Below are 19,090 nucleotides of genomic sequence, written 5' to 3' on the forward strand. Positions count from 1 at the left end.
CTGATTTGATCAACAACGCCACTCAGAATTGTCCAAACCCGTGTTAATAGGTGCGATTATAATAGCTTGCCAACCAACGAAGAATTCGTGATTGCTCAACAGTCGGTAGAACTTCTGTAATCTGAACTGAAGTCTAAGCAAGAAAAAGACAATCAAAAGCGAGCCCAAGTGGCTCGCTTTTTGTGTCTAGTAAAGATGCGTCTGAATGTTTTAACAGGGGGATAGCCTACAAGGCGATCGTGAAACAGTTTTAGAACAGAGCTTAAATTGCGACTCATCGGGTGATCTGGAAGCGCTAAGGTTATTTAGTCCCTGAGCGGTAGTTTGGATCTGTCCAGCATCGAGGTAACTCTTCCCCTGACATAAACATCAGTTCGGACTTTTTAAACATCTCAGGGTCTTGCTGTTCTTCGCCTGCTTGAAACCGACCTTCGATACTGTCTTGAAATAAGTTGGTTAATTTGGTCATTTCAGTTACATCAACGAGGTCACCGGTTTTTTCTCTTTTAGAAACATTTTTTTGCCCTCAATCTAATCGGTCACCCCAAATTATAATTGCTATTTGGAAAATGAGAGTCTTTTCAATTCCGGCACTTCTTGACTAAGCAGACCCCAGAGCTACGCTTATGATCATCGACAACCCAATCGATGAACAAACTTATCCTCAACAAATAAATGGAGTCGCGATGTCATCCGCCCATATTGCAAACAATCTCAGTGAACTGATTGGCGATACCGATCTTGTTAGAATCAACAGTCTTTCAGAGATATCAGGTTGTGAGATTCTTATTAAGTGCGAACACCAGAACCCGGGTGGTTCGATTAAAGATAGAGCGGCCCTTCAGTTGGTTATGGATGCAGTAGAAGCCGGTAAGCTTAAGCCGGGAATGACAATCGTTGAAGGTACCGCAGGAAATACGGGGATCGGCCTTGCTCTAGTCGCTAAATCCCTTGGTTACAAAATGTTAGTGGTGATGCCAAAAGGGCAGGCACAAGAGAAAGAGCGCATGATCTCGCTTTATAATGCTGAACTGTTATTGGTCGACCCTTGTCCTTTTGCAAATCCTGAACACTTTTACCACACGGCCAAGCGGATCGGTGTCGAAAATGAAAATTATTGGTGGGCAGATCAGTTTGAAAATCTCAGTAATTATCGAGCGCACTATTTAAATACTGGACCTGAGATCTGGCAGCAAACACAGGGGAATATTGATGCTCTAGTTTCAGTGGTGGGGACGGGTGGAACCATTGCCGGAAACTCACACTATCTATCTGAGCAGCAACCCAATCTCGAAACTTGGTTAGTTGACCCAAATGGGTCAGGCATTTATTCGTTTCTACGTAATGGACACTATCAATCAACGGGAAGTTCGTTCACGGAAGGCATAGGGATCATGCGAACGGTTGAAAATTTCAGGCAGGCAAAAATCAATCGTGCAATCACGCTTCCCGATCAGGATTTGGTGACGATATCCCGCCTTGTTGCGGAACATGACGGTATTCTTCTAGGAAGCAGTTCGTCGTTAAACGTAGCAGGCGCGCTATACGCTGCGGCTAGAATGGGGAAAGGGAAAACCATCGTTACATTCAGCTGTGACCTTGCTGAGCGCTCGTATTCGAAGCTGCACAACGAAGCGTTTCTGAAAGAAAAAGAGATACAGCTTAATAAAGAAAACCTTTCTCAACTATGGGCGCGTTATCAAGCAGAAGATGGCAGCATGGTCGTCAACGTATAGTCGTTCTAAGTGAATACTGGCCAGTGGTCTGCCAGCTCTTTCGTTAGCGCTGAATATCCGTTAGCGTTAAGCATCCGGTTAGAGCTAAACATCTGTTAGCGCCAGAACCGGCACTATTGCTTGTTATTAGGGTAGTGAATCACATTATGAAATACGGCGTTTCCTTCACCGATATTTTTGTAGGCATGGGTCTGGTTAGCATTAAAGCGAACAGCTTGTCCTGCGCGTAACGTATGCCACTCATCATCAAACATCACGGCCATCTCTCCTGAAATGCATAAGATGTGCTCAGTGACGCCTGCGTTATGTGGGGCGGATTCATGCTGGTAATCGGGTGCTAGGGTGAGTTCGAATATTTCAAATCCTAGTGCTTCCTCAAAAGGAAACAACAAACTGACGAAAAAGCCAATGTTGTATTCCTCATGTCTTAGTTCGTTTGCGTCTCTGAATAAACTCGTCAGTTCACTGTTTGGGCTAGCAGTGATAAAGCTTGAAAGTGACACCTCGAACCCAGAAGCTATTTGCCAGAGCTTAGCGACTGTCGGGCTGGATTCTCCACGTTCAATTTGTCCTAGCATTGCTTTGCTCACGCCTGTTGCTTTCGCTGTTTTGTCTAAGCTCCAGCCTTTTTGTTGGCGAAGGCGTTTCAAATTAACACCAACTTTAATTTCTGTTTGCATATTTTCTCTAAAAGTTGTTACAAATAAGTTGTGCGTTATAGCGCACAGTGCTAGGTTTGGTCTATGGACGTTATAACGCACGCAAGAAGAGATTAACATGACTAAGCTAAAATTTTCTCACGTCAGTACCGGCTTTATCGCTGTTTTCATTGGTTATGCGAGCGCTGCGGCGATTATTTTCCAAGCGGCAATGAGTGCTGGAGCAACCGAAGAACAAGTGGCGTCATGGTTTTGGGCGTTGGGAATTGGCATGGGCGTAACCACAATACTGCTCTCGTTTCATTACAAGAAGCCTGTGGTTACAGCGTGGTCGACGCCTGGAGCGGCGTTGTTAATCACATCGCTTGAAGGGCTGACAATGAATCAGGCTGTAGCCGTGTTTTTGTTCAGTTCGATGTTGATCACGTTAGTTGGATTAGCGGGGATATTTGAGAAAGTCCTAAAACAGATCCCAACATCGATTGCCTCTGCGATGCTCGCGGGGATTCTATTGCAATTCGGTTTGGGTTTGTTCACGTCGCTAATGGAAGAGGCACAAGTCGTAGCGGTCATGCTCGCTGTATTTATTCTGGCGAAAGCGCGGTTAGGAAATTTACTGATCCCAAGCATTTTCATCATCGCACTGGTCATGTGTGTGGGTTTTGGCAAACTCGATGTTAGTCAGGTAACTATGGGATTAACGACCCCGGTGTTCATTACGCCCGATTTTGAGTTCTTTTCGTTGTTCAGTGTCGGTATCCCATTGTTTATAGTGACGATGGCTTCACAGAACTTACCGGGATTTGCGGTTCTAAAAGCGAACGGATACCAAGTCGATTCATCGAAGATCATTACTACCACTGGGGTGACAGGTTTGATCTTCGCACCATTTGGCGGTTTTGCGTATAACCTTGCAGCGATTACGGGCGCTATTTGCATGGGCCCGAATGCGGATGGCAATCCAAAGACACGTTACATGGCGGGGATCTGTATGGGCGGGTTTTACTTGTTAGCTGGCGTGATGGGGATGTCATTTGTGTCGCTGTTTAGCGCCGTGCCCTCCGAGATTGTCATTGCGGTTGCTGGCTTAGCGGTGATGCCGACCTTGATGAATTGCCTTGCGGTATCAATGGCAGACAGTCATTACCGAGAACCCGCATTGCTTACTTTCTTATTCACTGCTTCTGGTACTAATTTACTGGGAATCGGCAGTGCATTTTGGGGTTTGTGTATCGGGTTGTTTTGTTGCTGGTTACACAATTACAAAGCTAAGTCACGTGGAGCAAGCAAGACTTCGCAAACTTCGTCGTAATGAAACGACTCAAGATTATGATCAGGTTCGCTGTGAATTAGAAACACCAGCAAGTTGTTTGAGTAGTAAGCCCAGTCATACTTGTGACTGGGCTTGCTTACAAAGGAATAAAGCTACTTAACTTCGTATCTCAGTAGCACTTCATTATCGAGAACGACATTTGTCGACCAGATAAAGCTTGCGCCAGCACCACTGAATTTTTCGATAAAGTTCATGTACGCTTTTTTATTGTTCACGCCAATATCGTCTTCTGAGTATACCGATGCTTGAGGCCAAGATGTCGAATCGAACTCTTGGTTCATCCAGTTGGTTGGTGTTTCCCAATGAGCGGCGTAGGCATCTTGACCGTGGTCAGTTCCTTCCGTGGTGCAGCTTTCAGAAAGACGCTTCCCATCCACTTCACTCAAACAAGTCAGATCATAAATCGGTGATGTATAAAAGGTATGTGCTTGCCATTCTGGTCCTGTCACGGTTCCGTCACTGAAGCTCGCGATAAAGCCACCATCACCAGCGTGGTATGCCTTTCCGCGGTTATCTTCACTGCCAAGACCTAGGTTTTCTTCCCAATCAATCACTTTCACCGCAATCGTGTAAGGCTTCTTCACCTTAAATTTGACGATGTTTGAGTTAAACGGTGTGAAAGGAACGGTGTCTACCGCGATTAACTTGCCGTTGATATAAAGTTCGAAATAGTTATCGGCAAAAATATAACCTGTTATTTCCTCACCGTCTTGATCCACAACAGCTACCGGTACAGAGCTTTGATCGACTTCGGCTAGGCTACTTGGCGTGGTGTTTGAGCACTCTTCATAAAGATCAAAGGCTTTTGGCCCTGTCGCAAAGTTGTTCTTGGCTGGAACCGTCCAAACCTTTCCTTCGGAGTCCGTAATTTCCCCGACGCCCGCCACTCGGCTACGTCCGTTTGCACACTCAAAGAGATTCGATTCAACGGTGGTCGCCACACCCTGAGTAATACTCGCTGAGCCTTGGTAATCACTGATGTTGCTGACCGAAGGCGTATCTGATGATGGGGAGCAGCCTGTAGCGAGCAAAGCAACCGATGAAAGGGCAAGGGCTTGATATTTTGTGATGAGCATTGATTGGGTATCCGAGAAGGGCTGATTTAAATAAGCGTGGTTCAAAATAAGCGAAGTGCAAGTAAATTAATTGAAAACAAAGCTATTTCAAACAAATCCGAGCTAAGTAGCTAAGTAGCTAAGTAGTTAAGTAAGCCGTGAACTCATAGCTGATAGCTGGAACGACGAAACTAAGCAAGAGCCAAAGCAATTGTGAGGTACCACGCTTATTATTTGATGAGGCATATATTACCCGTACAAATGTAAACAAGCGTAAATCTGAGTAAGCATAGGTAAAACAGCGCTTTTATCGAATGATCACATCAGCTTGCGCGGCGCTGGTAAAAATACTCAGCATGAAGCGGTTTCAGGTTGTGATTGAGATAGTATTTTGCTACAAAACGCGCATAATCTCGCTATACAACATTTAAAGAAGAATTTACCTATGACTACCTTTCAATACTACTTTCACCAACTGCCTTGCTTCGACTGTAAAAAAACGACAGTAAGTACTGATCTTGGTTGGTTAACGCCTGCGATGAAAGACGATGCTATCGCACAAGTGACAGCGACACTTGCACAAGGCGAGGTTACTCCTGATCTTTCAGCAGACGTGGTTTGTACTAAAGATGAAGCGCGTGAGTATTTACTGCTTAACTTCTTTGGTTATTCAGAAGAAGAATTAGAAAGCGGAATCGAAGCGGATGATGAAAAAGAAGTGGCAGACGAAATCGCAGAGCTACTTGAAGAAGGTAAAGACACCATCACCTTCGAACATGAGATTGCTCTTCAGTGCTGCGCAGACTGCGATGTTGAAGACGAGTCAAACTAAGCTCTTGTATTAAGAGTATTAAACTAAGTACTCTTATTAAGGTTCATCATGCAGCTATGATGTTCTAATGATGAAAGGCGTTAGCGAATTGAAGTTCGCTAACGCCTTTTTTGTCTCTCTGCTTCTTATATAAGCGACATTAAACCTTAAGATGTTGTGCCTTCTGTAATGCCTTGTTTGCTCAGTTGCGAAAGGATCTCAGCGGTTTTCTCTCTGAATAAATCTCTCAGTAGACGCACAGTAGGGGTGATGGATTGACGACTTGGACACACTAACCACAGCTCGGTAGGTGTCGGCTTAAATTCAGGCATAACTTTAACCACTTCGCCTGAAAGCAGGTGAGGAGACATGTCTAGACAAGATTTTATTGCCACCCCTTTACCTGCGATACACCAACGTCTTACAAGGTCTGCGTCGTTCGAAGCGCGATTTCCTTTTAGTTTCACTTTATGATCTTGAGTACCATCGTTAAACACCCACTCGTCTTGCAACATGTCATGGAGTTGGTAAAGCAAACCATTGTGCTGAGCTAAGTCACTCGGGTGTTTTGGTGTGCCCATTTCAGCCAAGTATTCAGGAGCCGCACACAATATCCTCGGCACATCGCATATCTTGAAACCATACATGTTCGCATCGGTCGGAGAGCCGTAACGCAGCGCCATATCGACGGAATCTCGGTAGAAGTCGATATTGCTATCGCTGATGCTAGTGCGAAGCGTCGCCTTTGGGTATTCAAGCAAGAACTCATCTAACCAAGGTGTGATTAGGTTGCGTCCTAGATCTGATGAAAGCGCTATGCGAATTTCACCGTCAAGAATACCAAGCTCTTCGCGCATGTTGAGCTTCGCTTGCTCCAACATCTTTAAGGCTTGTTCGCATTCCGGTAAATAACGCTCGCCAGCTGAAGAGAGCCTTAGGTGGCGCGTGGTTCTTACAAATAACTCCGCACCTAGTGCCGCTTCAACACGTTTTACCGCTGCACTTGCTGTGGCAGTGCGCATATCAAGGTTGGTGGCTGCAGCGGTGATACTGCGAAACTCCGCCACTTTCAAAATGACCTGTAAATCTTCAAGAAGCATGTTATCTACCTGTATTGAATTATGTTCTAAACATGGCGTTGGGATATTTCCCCATCACAATCTGCAAATGGGTTATCTCTACTTATCGCTTCTAAGTTAGCTTCAAATACTTTATTGTCAAAAATAATTTGATAATAATTCAAATATGAGGCTGTTTTTCATTAGTAATTTTCTCACTATCATTTCCCCATATCGACAACGTAGCGCAGTACACATCGTATGGACGAAACCTACGATCTAGGGGGATAAGATGACTAAGAAAATCACAATGGGTGTAACGGATTTGTCGTTCCACCGTACGACCGCATCATTGGTTGCCAATGTATTGAAATCCATGGGTTTTGAGGTAGAGCGTATTTTCTCTCCACATCAGGAGAACTTTGAAAAGCTGAAAGCAGGCCAAGTGGATATGCTTTCTTCTGCGTGGTTGCCATCAAGTCACGGTATCTACAAAGCGGGCGTTGAAGAAGTTGAGCCACTTATCGAGCTTGGGCTTCATTATGAACCTTATGCTTTGTGGGGCGTACCAGACTATGTGCCTGAAGAGGCGGTTTCTGAAGTCTCTGATTTATTAAAAGCTGAAGTGATCGAGAAAATGAACTCGACCATTCAAGGCATCAACCCCGGCGCTGGTATCACACGCTTCTCTATCCAGATGATGAAAGATTATGGCCTGAGCGATGCCGGCTACGAGTTCTTTCCTGGCAGTGAAGACGATTGTTTCAGTGCCTTTGAAAGTGCAGTCGCAAACAAAGAGTGGGTGGTAGTGCCACTGTGGAAACCTCAGTTTTTGCACTATCGTTACGATATTCGTGAGCTCAAAGAGCCAAAAGGCCTACTCGGAATAGTGGACAGAGCAGTGCTTCTTTTAAGAGACGACAAGAAGCATCTGTTCAGCGAACAACAGATTCAGAAGTTGGATTCCCTATGCTTCTCGAACGACATCATCGCAGAGCTGGATTACAAAGTTTGCCGTGAAGGTAAACCACAAGATCAAGTCACACATGATTGGTTGATTGAGAAAGGCCTGATTTAGCCTTTAAGCCGTTGGCAATGCAGTGAGACGTCTGCGTTACTCAGATAACGGCAATACCACTATCAAAAATTATTTGAGAATTATTCAAATATTAGGCGGTTTATCTAGAGTGAGAATTGACTAAGATTAACTCGTCTAATTCAAGGAGAAAGCACAATGTCAGTACCATCAAAAATGAAAGCTATCGGATTTACTCAATCACTTGCGATTACAGAGCAAGACAGTTTATTTGAGTTTGAAACGAGTCTGCCAGAACTAAAAAATAATGACTTGCTGGTAAAAGTGAGCGCGACTTCTATCAATCCTGCTGACGCTAAAATTCGTATTCGTAATGCCAAAGACAAAACTCTTGAGCAGCCAAAAGTGCTGGGCTATGACGCAGTCGGTGAAGTTGTTGGTAAAGGTGCTGACGTTGAAGGCTTCGAAGTCGGTGACCGTGTGTACTATGCGGGTGACGTAACACGCATGGGGGCTAACGCAGAATACCAAGCTGTGGACTACCGTATTACCGCTAAAGCGCCGAAGAGCCTTTCTGATGAAGCTGCAGCCGTTATGCCACTAGCAACGCTTACAGCATGGGAAGCGTTGTTTGACCGCTTGCGTGTTCGTCCTGAAGAGAAAAAGTCTATCCTGATCATTGGTGGAGCGGGCGGCGTTGGTTCAATTACGATTCAACTGGCTAAGCAACTGACCAACCTAAATGTTATCGCAACAGCTTCAAGACCTGAAACGGAACAATGGGTAAGGGATATGGGGGCGGATTATGTGGTGAACCACCGTAACCTTGTCGAGTCAGTGCGAGAGCAAGGCATTCAACATGTCGACTACATATTCAATGTTGCAGACACAAAAGGGCACTGGGATGCGATGGTTGAGCTGATTGCACCGCAAGGCATGATCAGTTCGATCGTAGAGTTTGACGGTGGCATTGACTTATCAGCGCTGCAAGGAAAATCAGCAGGCTTTGTTTGGGAACTGATGTTTACACGTTCACTGTTTAACACTGAAGATATCCAGAAGCAGCAAGACATCTTATTCCAAGCTGCGAACCTGATTGATGCGGGCCGTATTAAAGCGACGCTAACCAAGACCCTAAATGGCTTTAGTGTGGATACAATCAAAGATGCACACCAACGTATTGAAAGCAGTGCCTCGATTGGTAAAACAGCCATCAAATACTAATTGCTGATGTTTTAATCCGCCGTTGTTTTGAATTGTTGACGGTTTAAATAGAAGAAGCCCCTGATATCTGATTGCTAGTCAAAAGGTATCAGGGGCTTTTGTTTGTTTTCAGTTTAGTCAGTTTAGTCAGTTTAGTCAGCTTCTGGTGATGTGATAGGTTGCGATGTTTTGAAGTGAAGCTGTATTAGGTCTAGCTCAAAAGGCGATGGCTGTTTGTCTGCAATCAAAAAGCCGATTTGTTTGATGTCTCGTGCCTTAAGTTCCGGTGCATCGCTCAGTAGCCTACCTCTGAATACCGCTTGAAAATCATTGAAGTGGAACACCTTGTTAAGTTGCTGTCCCTTAAAGGTATCAAAATCGTGTTTGTATTGAACTCGATTGCCGTCCTTCAATGTTGTAAACCTCAGTTGGTAGGTGCGACCATCACCAAAGAATAATAGCTCTGCACTATCTATTTCATGGGCAGGTGATTCAATGGAGCGCTTTACAGAACTGAAACCACCATTGTTTTCTAACGATAGCTCGCCCCTAAATCGACTCATATCATCAAGATAAATGAGCCCGCCCGTTGAGATGCCACCCATTACATCGTCGTTGGTCGCTGTCCAATTCTTGTGTTCGTTCGGTTGTATAAAATCAATCATACCTATGCCTGCTACAGATACTTGAGACCATAAAAAGGAGAGGCTGAGTACTAGCCAAAAAGGGTGTCTTCGCTTAAGTAATGAAGCCGTTTCGTTCATGATTGTCTCCGTTACCCGTTAGTCTGTTCGCGTTTTATGGAGAAGGTTCAGTGGCAAGCATACCCATACAATGCTCAATAAATTCAGAGTAATTTGAAGCGTTGTCGTACTCAATTTTTAGCGAACCGTGAAACATCAGCGTCACCGTGACGTCTTTATAGCTTAGCCAACAGGTGTAACCGTCGTAATCATGCCAAGCCGTCATTTCGCCAACTAGATATTTGTTGTCCCGTTGCTCACCGGAAGAGCGAATAAACTCAAATACTCTGAGAAATTCAATAATGGTGATTCTGTTGTCCATGTGTTACTCCCGCTGCGTCATCTTTGAGAATAGGCTGATCTTTGGTGTTTAGATTGCCTACGTCTTTCTTTCATATCCTTACGGCTTACCTCTGTGCCCCGATCACTGAAAGGGTCTTACCTTCTCGATAAACCGCTGTTTTCTAATATTTCATCATCATTCCATACATCTGTTCAATCCAGAGCGAAGCGTGCGTAACAAACTCGAATAACAACGTTAACCCCCAAGATAAAGACGAGCTTAATTTGCGTTTATGGTGGTTAATTAAAATTAGAGTCGATAGGATAAATAGCATTGGAGCCTTGTTATTGGCTGAAATGGAATCTACAGAAAGTGCGTGTCAACATGATAGAAAAACTGAAAAAGGAATGGTTTCTTGTAGGGATGGTGGTGGCTATGGTCGTTGCTTTTTTTACGCCGGATTGGGGCAAATCGGGTGGGGTACTTCATCTCGATACGGTGACTGTTCTCGGCATCGCTTTGGTGTTTTTCTTACACGGTTTGGGTTTGTCTCCCAAAGCCATTCTTGAGGGGCTTTCGAATTGGAAGCTGCATGTTTTTGTACAAAGCGCGACATTCTTAGTTTACCCACTGCTTTGGGTGATATTCGGGCAAGGCTTTGTCGCTTATATGCCAGCAGCTCTGGCCTTTGGTTTCTGTTACCTCTTCGTATTACCGAGTACGATTTCGTCTTCGGTCGCGATGACGGTGATTGGAAAAGGAAACCTACCGGGTGCGATATTCAATGCATCACTTTCTAGTATTTTAGGCGTGTTCATTACGCCTTTACTGATCCAGCTCTTTATGGGGTTGGAAGGTGCAGAGCTAAACCTGATGGAATCGGTGATCTCTATATCTAAAATGCTGCTATTGCCAATGATTGTCGGCCAGTTGATGCGCCCGTTACTTTTTGAATGGACTCAGAAACACAAGTCAGTGGTCAATAAGTTAGATAAATACGTGATACTTCTGATCGTCTACAGTGCTTTCTGTGACTCTATTGAACACGGTATTTGGAGCGACTTTTCACCAATGCTGTTGTTGCTGTCAGCGGTGATTTGTTTAGTGGTATTGATGGTGATGGTACACGGCATTCAATGGAGTGCCCGAAAGGTTGGATTCAATCATCAAGATGAAGTCGCGGCAGTATTCTGTGGTACTAAGAAGACCTTAGCGGCAGGTATTCCTATGGCTAAGGTGATCTTTGCTCACAACCCTAATCTAGGGATGATATTACTACCAATCATGCTTTATCACCCGATTCAGATCTTTTACTGTGCAGTGCTAGCCAACCGTTACGCCAAGGTTGATACACAATCTAGTTAAACTTGTTTGTTGTTACAAGTACAACAGAAAAACGCCTTTCACTTCGCTGTGAAAGGCGTTTGTATTTGAATCTACTTCACTTTAATTAGAGTGCTTGAATCTGTATGAGCAAATGCGTTGTCGTAGATCTCTAAGCCTGTTGTTTGAGAGTACGTCAGCGTATCGTCTGAAATGCTAATGTTCATCGTGAAGCCCGTGGTGGTTGCGTTGTCCGTCATGTATTCGGACTCAGCGATGCCACGCTTAGACGCAACTAACGTCATTGTATCGCCAGCAGGGCCTTCTGCGGTGACACATGTGGTGCGTGGTACGCAGTAAGAGTTGTAGACGACCTGATTTTTTTGGTCGTAGATGAAGTAGCCACGTTGATCGTGGAACTTAGAGTCGTCGGCCTTTCTGAATACTTCTTGTTTGTAGTACAGAGCAACCAGATATTGATCGCTGGCATTGGTTGCATCTGCCGCAACCTCAAACGTCATTACTTCATAGAATGGTGTAACCGCGGGACCACCTGCACCCACTTCTGTGCCTTCTTGGCCTGGAGAAATATCAACGCCGCCAGTTTCGACTGATTTCCATGTGCCGACTAACTTTGCGAGTGGACCAAAATCCATACCATTGATTGTGTTGTGGTCGGCTACTGCTGGAGCCGAGATTACCGCTGCGATACCAAGTGCTAATAATTTTTTCACTTTAACTTCCTTTTTTGTAATTATCTGACCACATTAAAAGTAAGGTTACTGTGAAGCCAATTTATTAACCCAGATCAGTGTTCTTGGTTAATATGAAAGCGATTTGTAACTTGATGTATCAGTCAATAAGAGAATATTAATGCGGCTAAATATTGAACGAATAGCTGTGATTTGTTCATCGAGGTTTAATTCAAAATTGCATTAGTCTGAGCCTTATTAATTTTGCTATTACACATTTCAAATTCTCATGTATGATGTGCGCCCATAATTGTATGACAAATGTGTAATCTTACTTCTGTATGAATAAAGCTGTTAACCACGCCATTTTGCTTTTGGTGCTCGCAAACCTACTTGCGTCTTTTTCAGACGTATCATTGAAGATACTGAATGGCGAAGTCCCTACGTTCCAGTACGTGTTTATCCGTCAGCTATTGAGCGTGATCTTGTTGCTTCCATTTTGGTTAAAGTTACCGAGAGGGACGCGTATGAAAGGCGGTTGCCGAATCAACTTCTTAAGGGCTCAATTTATCTTAGTGGGGAGTGGCTGCGCGATGATCGCCATTACACACCTTACTTTGGCGACAGCAAACGCGATGTTCTACGTTGGACCAATCCTTATGCTGCCTTTGTCGATCGTGCTGTTGAAAGAAAGGCCGACATCTTCAAAAGTGATCGCGACCCTGATTGGTTTTGTGGGCGTATTAATCGTGTTACGCCCTGAACAATTTCATTGGGCGGCGATTGCTGGGCTAGGCAGTGCGCTTGCGATGGGCGTGGGTAATATCTTGATTAAACGCTTGAATGCAGAGCAACACATCATCTCAACTCTGTTCTGGACCAGCATTATGACTCTGCCACTTGCACTGGCATTAGCGCTGCCAACTTGGTCTGCGCTCGAATGGCGTCATGTTGGTTGGATCATGGCAATCAACTTGTTCGTACTTGGATACCATGCGCTTGTGGTGGTGGCTTACAAAAAAGCACCGGCCAACCAGATTGCGCTCGCCGAATATTCTGGGTTGGTGTTCGTAACATTGTTTGGTGTTATGTGGTTCGATGAGATTCCAGACATCCTGACGCTGGTGGGCATTAGTCTCATCGTTATTCCAATGATGCCGATTAAATGGAAGAAGGTTTTCAAGTGGAGAGACCGAGCCGCTTTAGAAGTTGAGGTTACTCCGCCTAAACCATAGCGGCTTGTCTCTCAGTCATTCTGGATTCCAAATAAACCACATCAGGGAAGGTCGTCTAAACTTATGGTTTGTATCGCTTCAAAATACGACAATTTGGGCTCTAAAAACGTTCTCGAAATAAATGCAAATTAGTGCTTTACCTCAACTTAACTTGAGGTATTAGGATGTGCAACGTTGCTTACGAGAATACTTTAAGGAGAGAAGAATGATCCAACTTGAACATGTGAATTTAGTCGTCAAGGACATCCCTGAAATGCTGACTTTCTATAAAGCGGCGTTTCCACACTGGTACGTTCGTGATGAAGGAAAAGGCGAATGGTCAGGCAAGCCACGTAACTGGCTGCATTTTGGCGACGAGTACCAATACATCGCATTGAGTGATCACGGTGAGGGTGAAAACAGAGATTTGGCAGGGCACTCTGTTGGCCTCGCGCACTTCGCTTATGTGACCAATAATATCGAAAGCGTCACTCAACGTCTTATCGATGCGGGTTTCCCGATTGCTAAACCTGGCGCTGAAGAACCTTATCGAAAAAATGTCTACTTTGTGGATCCGGCAGGCTTTGAAATCGAGTTCGTTGAATACCTAAGTGATGACCCTAAGTTACGAAATGCCACGAGTTAGTTACGTAATACGCCGCTTTGTTAAAGTTGGTTAGCTGAATGAAAGCGCGCTAGAGAGCATTTATAGAAAAGGGCATTGTGGAATAATCCGCAATGCCCTTTTTAGGTCTATGCAATAGCTGATTATTTAGCTGATGTTTAGCTCAGTTGTTGGGTTGTTTATTTAGCCTTAAAAGGCACCAACAGTTGTTTGCCAAACACATTAATCAGCGCGCCAGTCACAATCAGGCCACCGCCTAGATAAGTCCAAACCGATGGAATTTCATTAAAGATCCACACGCCTAACAGTGCCGAGAAGACTATCTGGACGTATGAGTAAGCCGAAGCTTTACCCGCCGCTTGAGTCTGCATCGCTTTGGTCAAACCGTATTGGCCTATCTGAGTGAAAATACCGACTAACACGAGCATCACGGTTAAGAATAGACTTGGCCATACAAAGTCGTTCCAAATAAGGACTGTCGATATTGGCAGAGCAACCAGTGGGAAGTAGAAGATGATGACAGAGCTGTCTTCCGTCTGGCTCAGCTTTCTCACAATCACATAAGCAATTGAGCTACCAAACGCACCACATAACGCCACCATAATGCTGAATAGCGGTAACTCGCTGCTCGCGCCGCTGTTCATGCTTGGTTGAACCATCACCAATAATCCCGCTAGGCAGAATGCAATGCAGATCATGGTCGATTTCTGGACGCGTTCTTTCAGGAACAACACACCGAGCAACGCGGTAAAGACCGGATGTACGTATTGTAGAATGGTCGCTTCTGCTAACGGAAGAGTGGTTACAGCGTAGTAAACACACATCAGTGCTGCAGTACCTACTGCGCCACGAACAAACAACAAAGGTTTGTTATTACCCCAGATCGAAATGCCTTTTCGTTTTACGTCGATGTAGCTGATGATCAAAGACACCAAAGCCCTTGCTGCAACGATTTCGAATACAGGAATGCCATAATTGCTGATGTATTTCACACAAGCTGACATCAGTGCGAATCCAAAAGCGGAGAGGATCATGAATCGAACCCCAACAGGGATTTGTGAAAAAGAGAAAGAAGACATAAAAATATCAATCGGTTGAGGGAACAGGAATCATAACTTAGTTTAGAAGAGCCGACCAAAGTCTTTGTCCCGTTCTATTACACCAAACCATTGATATTGCTGTGCGAGTACTTTCAGCAACTCGATCTCTTTTGTTGTCTCTTCTCTAAGCCATTCAATAAGGTCGTTGATGATAGGCGTGTGACTACGCTGGTGCATGAAGTAAGTCCAAGCACTGTGTTGGATTTTTGCATTTCTAGGGCAGTACAAGAAGCCTCGTTGGAGATCTTGTTGAACTAACAACAGATCCGTGACCGTAACCCCTTCACCGGATAGACAGGCACTGAGCGCCATATCTAAAGACAAGAAGCTGGTATTTCTGACAGGTTTCTTTGGTGGGAATTCAACATCGGCCAGCCACACTTTCCAGTCGTGATGATCTAAGGTTGGATGCAGCCTTGGCAAGGTTAAGATTGAATCAAGGTCGGTGTCTTTGGTGGTTAAACTAGTAGAGCAAACCGGCGCCATGAACTCTTCACGCAAGAAGGTAATGTCAGGTGCCTTGTCATAGCGTTTTTTGAAACGCGTGTGGAAGATCAGTAGATCATACTCACTACTATTAATCGATTCGTCTTCCTCAATCACAGGAACAATGACTATCTCATGATCTTGATAACGCTCGTTTAATTCCCGAACTTTGGAGATCAATACTCGCGTCGCGAAACTCAGAGTCGCTTTGATCACGATACGCTTCTGCTTGGGCTCACTCCAAGAGGCGATAACAGCTTCGATATTACCGTAGCTTTCTCGCAAAGCCACATACAAATCATGACCTTGTACCGTTAATTCTATGGCTCGATGCTTACGAATAACCAGTGATGCGTTTAACTCATCTTCAAGCTGTTTGATCTGTCGGCTGATCGCACTTTGTGTCACATGCAGCTCTTCGGCAGCCAGCGTAAAGCTCATCAGCCTTGCGGCAGCTTCAAAGGCTTTTAAGCCATTATGTGATGATGGCAAGCTAGGATATGGGGTCATAATTCGTTCGCATGAGTTTATGGAATGTTAGAGTCGCAAATTTATCAATTGAACGCTAGCCTCATCGATCGTATTTTGGGCGAAATTACCTGAGGCGCTCATGAAAAAAATACTCACTCTTGCATTCCCTTTGATCATTTCACAGCTGATCTCTATGGCTTTAGTCCTTACTGATGTTTGGATGATGTCGCGTATCAGTGTGTCAGCCCTTGCGGCTGGTGGCTTAGGTGCCTCAATCTACTTTTTCATCTTCATTATTGCGAGCAGCACCGTGGGTTGTGTCGCGAATTTGATTGCGATCGCTTATGGTCAGCGAGTAGCTCGCCCTGAGTTTGGTAATACTCAAATTAGATTGGCGGTGAAAGGCGCAACCATGTTGGCATTCGTGCTCAGCGTGACCTTAATGGCCAGCTTCTGGTTTGCTCCGTTGGTATTAGAAGCAGCCAAACAGCCACCAGAAGTGATCACTTTAGCCATGGAATATGTCCATGCTTTGAAGTGGGTAATGTTGCCTTCGCTTATCTTGTTGGTACTTCGTGGCTTAACCAGTGCGTTTGGCAACGTGCGCTCCATTCTTGTGATGTCGATTATCACCGTAATTCTGAATGTACCAGTGAGCTACTTTCTCACCTTCCAATTAGACATGGGCTTAACAGGTTTAGGGCTTGGTACGGCTATCGCGGCATTTATCGTGATGGTTGGATATACGGTTTGGGTATTTAAGCGTGACGAGTTTAAGCAGTTCGCCCCTTGGCTAAATACAGAAGAGTATTCAATCAAGTTGATGAGCCCATTGTTGTTGATGGGTCTACCTATCGGCTTGGCTGCTTTACTTGAGCATGGCTTGATTTACGGTGGCACCTTGATGGCGGGCACGATCAGTATTGCTTCGTTAGCCTTGCACCAAATCTTGCTGCAATGTTTAAGCTTTACTTGGAACTTCAATTTTGGTTTCTCACAAGCTGCGGCGATTTTGGTTGGCCGTGATTTCGGTGCGGGTAACTACGAAGGAATAAAAAGAACCTCGATTCAAAGCTTCATATTGGTGTCGGTGTTGAGTGTGGCGTTGTCGGCCGTGTTCATTATATGGCCTGAGATGATCGCTTCTATCTTCAAGTTAGACGATGGCACGGGTGCTATGACTTCACTACTGGCTTCTGTGATTTGGGTCGTTGCTTTGTGCTTTATTGTTGATGCTTGGCAACTACTGGCGATTAACCTGCTAAGAGGCATGAAGATTGTCTCTATGCCAACCGTGATGACTGCCATCGGTTACTGGGTATTTGGCTTGCCTGCGGCTTGGTATTTGATGCCTAAGTTCGAATTGGCAGGGATTTGGGGCGGAATCGGTGTTGGCTTAGGCGTGACAGGTATTCTGCTGCTTATCCAATTGATGCGTGTCATTCAAAAGAACAACCAATCTCCAGATTTGTCGAATCATGCTTATACGTGATTTGCTTGTGATGCTCGCCTTTACCATGGAACCTTGAACGATAAACGTTGTATTGCTGACCGAGAACTATCAATTACCAACAATGACCTATAAGCCCTAAATTGCGTACTTCGTAATTTAGACCTTGGTCTTACAGAAACCGAGCTAAAAGGTGACTAGAATGATTTGAGTTGCTCACCGTTTTATCAAGGAATACACAAATGGAAGTTGGATTGTTCTGGGCTGAAAAAGGAATGTTAGTGCTTGGCGCACTGTTTGTTTTGACGAGCATGATGCAGTACGGAAGACGCAGTAGCGATTGGAAAGGCGTGATTACGATGTTCTACAAGCGTATCCCAATGAACATCGCCGAATACAAATGGTATCGCCTGGGGATCGCGTTGTTGGTATTTGCTGTGATCATACGTTTCGCATTACTGATTTTATGGCCTTCATATCAGTTCTAGTTCTCTTGCATTAGCTTTGTGGGATAGCTCTCTATCATGGCTACATAAAGCCGTTCAATGAATGAGTCAGTCGAGCCTTAATAAACCCGCTTGTTAAGGCTGCTGTTAAATATAATAGTGCTATTACTCAACAGCAAGGATTGGCTATTACCTTTGTAGCATATTGTTTTTCATGAAGAATAATGCGAAATAATAGCTTACCCACCTGTTTCATCATTCTTACTAATAATCTGCACATAAATCCATTCACCCCGTACCTGATACCATAATGTTCTGTTACACTCGGTCGAATTAGCTTTAATTTGTCAGTGGTGCATTTATGTCGTTCCCAGTTCTTATATGTGATGATTCTGCGTTAGCAAGGAAGCAGATGGCTCGGTCACTGCCTAGTTCTCTAAATGCAGATATAACTTTTGCTGTTCATGGGCTTAATGCACTTGAAGAGCTCGCTAAAAACCAATTCAAATTGATGTTCCTCGACCTAACCATGCCGGAATTAGACGGCTATGGCACATTGGAAGAGATGCAACGTTTAGGCGATACCACGCCAGTTGTCGTTGTTTCTGGTGACATACAACCAAAAGCACAACAGAAGGTGCTGGATCTTGGCGCCAAAGCATTTTTGAAAAAGCCGATTGATAAAGAAGCGTTAAAAGCGATTCTACGTGAGCATGTTGAGCCACCAAAACAGCCTCAACTTATTACGCCAGCACCGCTAGAGCTACCGATTCTGCGCCGACGTGACATCTATATGGAAGTTGCGAACGTTGCGATAGGTCGAGCAGCCGATGCATTGGCGCGCCATTTTAATGTATTCGTTCACTTACCATTACCGAACGTGAACATCTTCGAAGTGAGCGAATTGCACATGGCACTTCGTGACTTGGCTGACAATGACCAAGTGTCGGGTGTTTGCCAAGGCTTTAGTGGAGAAGGCATTGCAGGTGAAGCGCTAGTTTTGTTGAGTGATTCCAGTGTGAGCGATCTTAAGAAGCTCATGAAGGTGCCAACAGAAAGCGAGCAGCTAGAAGAATTAGAGTTGTTGATGGATGTATCGAACATCTTAGTCGGCTCTTTCTTGAATGGGTTAGGGGAGCAATCAGAAGTTCGTTTCTTTCAGAGCTCTCCTGTGCTGCTAGGTCAACACATCTCGATTGATTCGGTGATTGAAAATACCAGCGGCTCATTTAAAAAGACCATGACGTTCGAAGTCAGCTACAACATCGACGGCACGTCCATCCGTTGTGACCTTCTATTTATGTTTGTTGATGAGTCTCTGCCTCTTCTAGATAACAAATTGGCCTACCTAATGGAGGAGTTTTAA

The 19,090-nt window shown here is 44.6% G+C and carries 20 protein-coding genes; 11 read left to right on the top strand and 9 right to left on the bottom strand.

Annotation, left to right across the window (positions count from 1 at the left end):
- Positions 1–301: 301 nt before the first annotated feature.
- Positions 302–469 carry a hypothetical protein gene (locus AB4482_RS00200; protein ID WP_017062447.1) on the bottom strand — a complete coding sequence of 56 codons (168 nt, stop codon included), beginning with the start codon at positions 467–469 and terminating at the stop codon, positions 302–304.
- A 217-nt stretch (positions 470–686) separates the two neighbouring features.
- Here AB4482_RS00200 and AB4482_RS00205 point away from each other — a divergent pair, with 217 nt between their 5' ends.
- Complete coding sequence (locus AB4482_RS00205; protein WP_102567402.1) at positions 687–1,736, top strand: cysteine synthase A; 1,050 nt, start codon at positions 687–689, stop codon at positions 1,734–1,736.
- Between the two features lie 113 nt (positions 1,737–1,849).
- Here AB4482_RS00205 and AB4482_RS00210 read toward each other — a convergent pair whose 3' ends face one another.
- Positions 1,850–2,416, bottom strand: coding sequence for a helix-turn-helix domain-containing protein (locus tag AB4482_RS00210; RefSeq protein ID WP_372090487.1), 567 nt, complete (start codon positions 2,414–2,416; stop codon positions 1,850–1,852).
- Between the two features lie 97 nt (positions 2,417–2,513).
- Between AB4482_RS00210 and AB4482_RS00215 the strand changes: the two genes are divergently transcribed.
- Positions 2,514–3,707 carry a benzoate/H(+) symporter BenE family transporter gene (locus tag AB4482_RS00215; protein ID WP_372180330.1) on the top strand — a complete coding sequence of 398 codons (1,194 nt, stop codon included), beginning with the start codon at positions 2,514–2,516 and terminating at the stop codon, positions 3,705–3,707.
- A gap of 113 nt (positions 3,708–3,820) precedes the next feature.
- Here AB4482_RS00215 and AB4482_RS00220 read toward each other — a convergent pair whose 3' ends face one another.
- Positions 3,821–4,804, bottom strand: coding sequence for a hypothetical protein (locus AB4482_RS00220; RefSeq protein WP_372180332.1), 984 nt, complete (start codon positions 4,802–4,804; stop codon positions 3,821–3,823).
- A gap of 424 nt (positions 4,805–5,228) precedes the next feature.
- Here AB4482_RS00220 and AB4482_RS00225 point away from each other — a divergent pair, with 424 nt between their 5' ends.
- Positions 5,229–5,615 carry a hypothetical protein gene (locus tag AB4482_RS00225; protein ID WP_017064374.1) on the top strand — a complete coding sequence of 129 codons (387 nt, stop codon included), beginning with the start codon at positions 5,229–5,231 and terminating at the stop codon, positions 5,613–5,615.
- A 146-nt stretch (positions 5,616–5,761) separates the two neighbouring features.
- Here AB4482_RS00225 and AB4482_RS00230 read toward each other — a convergent pair whose 3' ends face one another.
- Positions 5,762–6,694 carry a LysR family transcriptional regulator gene (locus AB4482_RS00230; RefSeq protein WP_137002266.1) on the bottom strand — a complete coding sequence of 311 codons (933 nt, stop codon included), beginning with the start codon at positions 6,692–6,694 and terminating at the stop codon, positions 5,762–5,764.
- Between the two features lie 268 nt (positions 6,695–6,962).
- Between AB4482_RS00230 and AB4482_RS00235 the strand changes: the two genes are divergently transcribed.
- Entirely contained in the window at positions 6,963–7,730 is a 768-nt protein-coding gene (locus tag AB4482_RS00235) for a glycine betaine ABC transporter substrate-binding protein (protein ID WP_372074320.1), read from the top strand.
- A gap of 156 nt (positions 7,731–7,886) precedes the next feature.
- Entirely contained in the window at positions 7,887–8,912 is a 1,026-nt protein-coding gene (locus AB4482_RS00240; RefSeq protein WP_372113136.1) for a zinc-binding alcohol dehydrogenase family protein, read from the top strand.
- A gap of 131 nt (positions 8,913–9,043) precedes the next feature.
- Here the strand turns inward: AB4482_RS00240 and AB4482_RS00245 are convergent, their stop codons facing one another.
- Together AB4482_RS00245 and AB4482_RS00250 are read right to left on the bottom strand one after the other, a co-directional pair.
- Positions 9,044–9,655 (bottom strand): CIA30 family protein, encoded by a 612-nt coding sequence (locus AB4482_RS00245; protein ID WP_017068431.1) that lies wholly within the window; start codon positions 9,653–9,655, stop codon positions 9,044–9,046.
- Positions 9,656–9,689: 34 nt separating this feature from the next.
- Complete coding sequence (locus AB4482_RS00250; protein ID WP_017068432.1) at positions 9,690–9,956, bottom strand: DUF3081 domain-containing protein; 267 nt, start codon at positions 9,954–9,956, stop codon at positions 9,690–9,692.
- 345 nt (positions 9,957–10,301) lie between these two features.
- On the opposite strand from AB4482_RS00250, the gene AB4482_RS00255 reads away from it, so the two are divergent.
- Entirely contained in the window at positions 10,302–11,282 is a 981-nt protein-coding gene (locus AB4482_RS00255) for a bile acid:sodium symporter family protein (RefSeq protein WP_372113138.1), read from the top strand.
- Positions 11,283–11,353: 71 nt separating this feature from the next.
- Here AB4482_RS00255 and AB4482_RS00260 read toward each other — a convergent pair whose 3' ends face one another.
- On the bottom strand, positions 11,354–11,974 hold the full coding sequence (locus AB4482_RS00260; protein WP_017062436.1) for a heme-binding beta-barrel domain-containing protein: 621 nt from the start codon (positions 11,972–11,974) through the stop codon (positions 11,354–11,356).
- A 299-nt stretch (positions 11,975–12,273) separates the two neighbouring features.
- Here AB4482_RS00260 and AB4482_RS00265 point away from each other — a divergent pair, with 299 nt between their 5' ends.
- Positions 12,274–13,167 carry a DMT family transporter gene (locus AB4482_RS00265; RefSeq protein ID WP_372113140.1) on the top strand — a complete coding sequence of 298 codons (894 nt, stop codon included), beginning with the start codon at positions 12,274–12,276 and terminating at the stop codon, positions 13,165–13,167.
- A 205-nt stretch (positions 13,168–13,372) separates the two neighbouring features.
- Complete coding sequence (locus AB4482_RS00270) at positions 13,373–13,792, top strand: VOC family protein (RefSeq protein ID WP_017065925.1); 420 nt, start codon at positions 13,373–13,375, stop codon at positions 13,790–13,792.
- A 158-nt stretch (positions 13,793–13,950) separates the two neighbouring features.
- On the opposite strand, the gene AB4482_RS00275 is transcribed toward AB4482_RS00270, so the two are convergent.
- Together AB4482_RS00275 and AB4482_RS00280 are read right to left on the bottom strand one after the other, a co-directional pair.
- A complete protein-coding gene (locus tag AB4482_RS00275) occupies positions 13,951–14,850 on the bottom strand; it encodes a DMT family transporter (protein ID WP_017068434.1) in 900 nt (299 codons plus the stop codon).
- Positions 14,851–14,892: 42 nt separating this feature from the next.
- On the bottom strand, positions 14,893–15,867 hold the full coding sequence (locus AB4482_RS00280; RefSeq protein WP_372113142.1) for a LysR family transcriptional regulator: 975 nt from the start codon (positions 15,865–15,867) through the stop codon (positions 14,893–14,895).
- Between the two features lie 100 nt (positions 15,868–15,967).
- Here AB4482_RS00280 and AB4482_RS00285 point away from each other — a divergent pair, with 100 nt between their 5' ends.
- The 3 genes from AB4482_RS00285 (at position 15,968) to AB4482_RS00295 (ending at position 19,090) form a co-directional block, all read left to right on the top strand.
- A complete protein-coding gene (locus AB4482_RS00285) occupies positions 15,968–17,320 on the top strand; it encodes an MATE family efflux transporter (RefSeq protein ID WP_017062432.1) in 1,353 nt (450 codons plus the stop codon).
- Between the two features lie 200 nt (positions 17,321–17,520).
- Complete coding sequence (locus tag AB4482_RS00290; protein WP_010430578.1) at positions 17,521–17,766, top strand: hypothetical protein; 246 nt, start codon at positions 17,521–17,523, stop codon at positions 17,764–17,766.
- 319 nt (positions 17,767–18,085) lie between these two features.
- The gene (locus AB4482_RS00295; RefSeq protein ID WP_372138361.1) at positions 18,086–19,090 is read left to right on the top strand and encodes a response regulator; all 1,005 of its coding nucleotides are present in this window, start codon (positions 18,086–18,088) and stop codon (positions 19,088–19,090) included.

Origin of the sequence: Vibrio sp. 10N.222.55.C7, assembly GCF_041473335.1 — a bacterium.
In the GTDB taxonomy this organism is placed as follows: Bacteria; Pseudomonadota; Gammaproteobacteria; order Enterobacterales; family Vibrionaceae; genus Vibrio; species Vibrio crassostreae_C.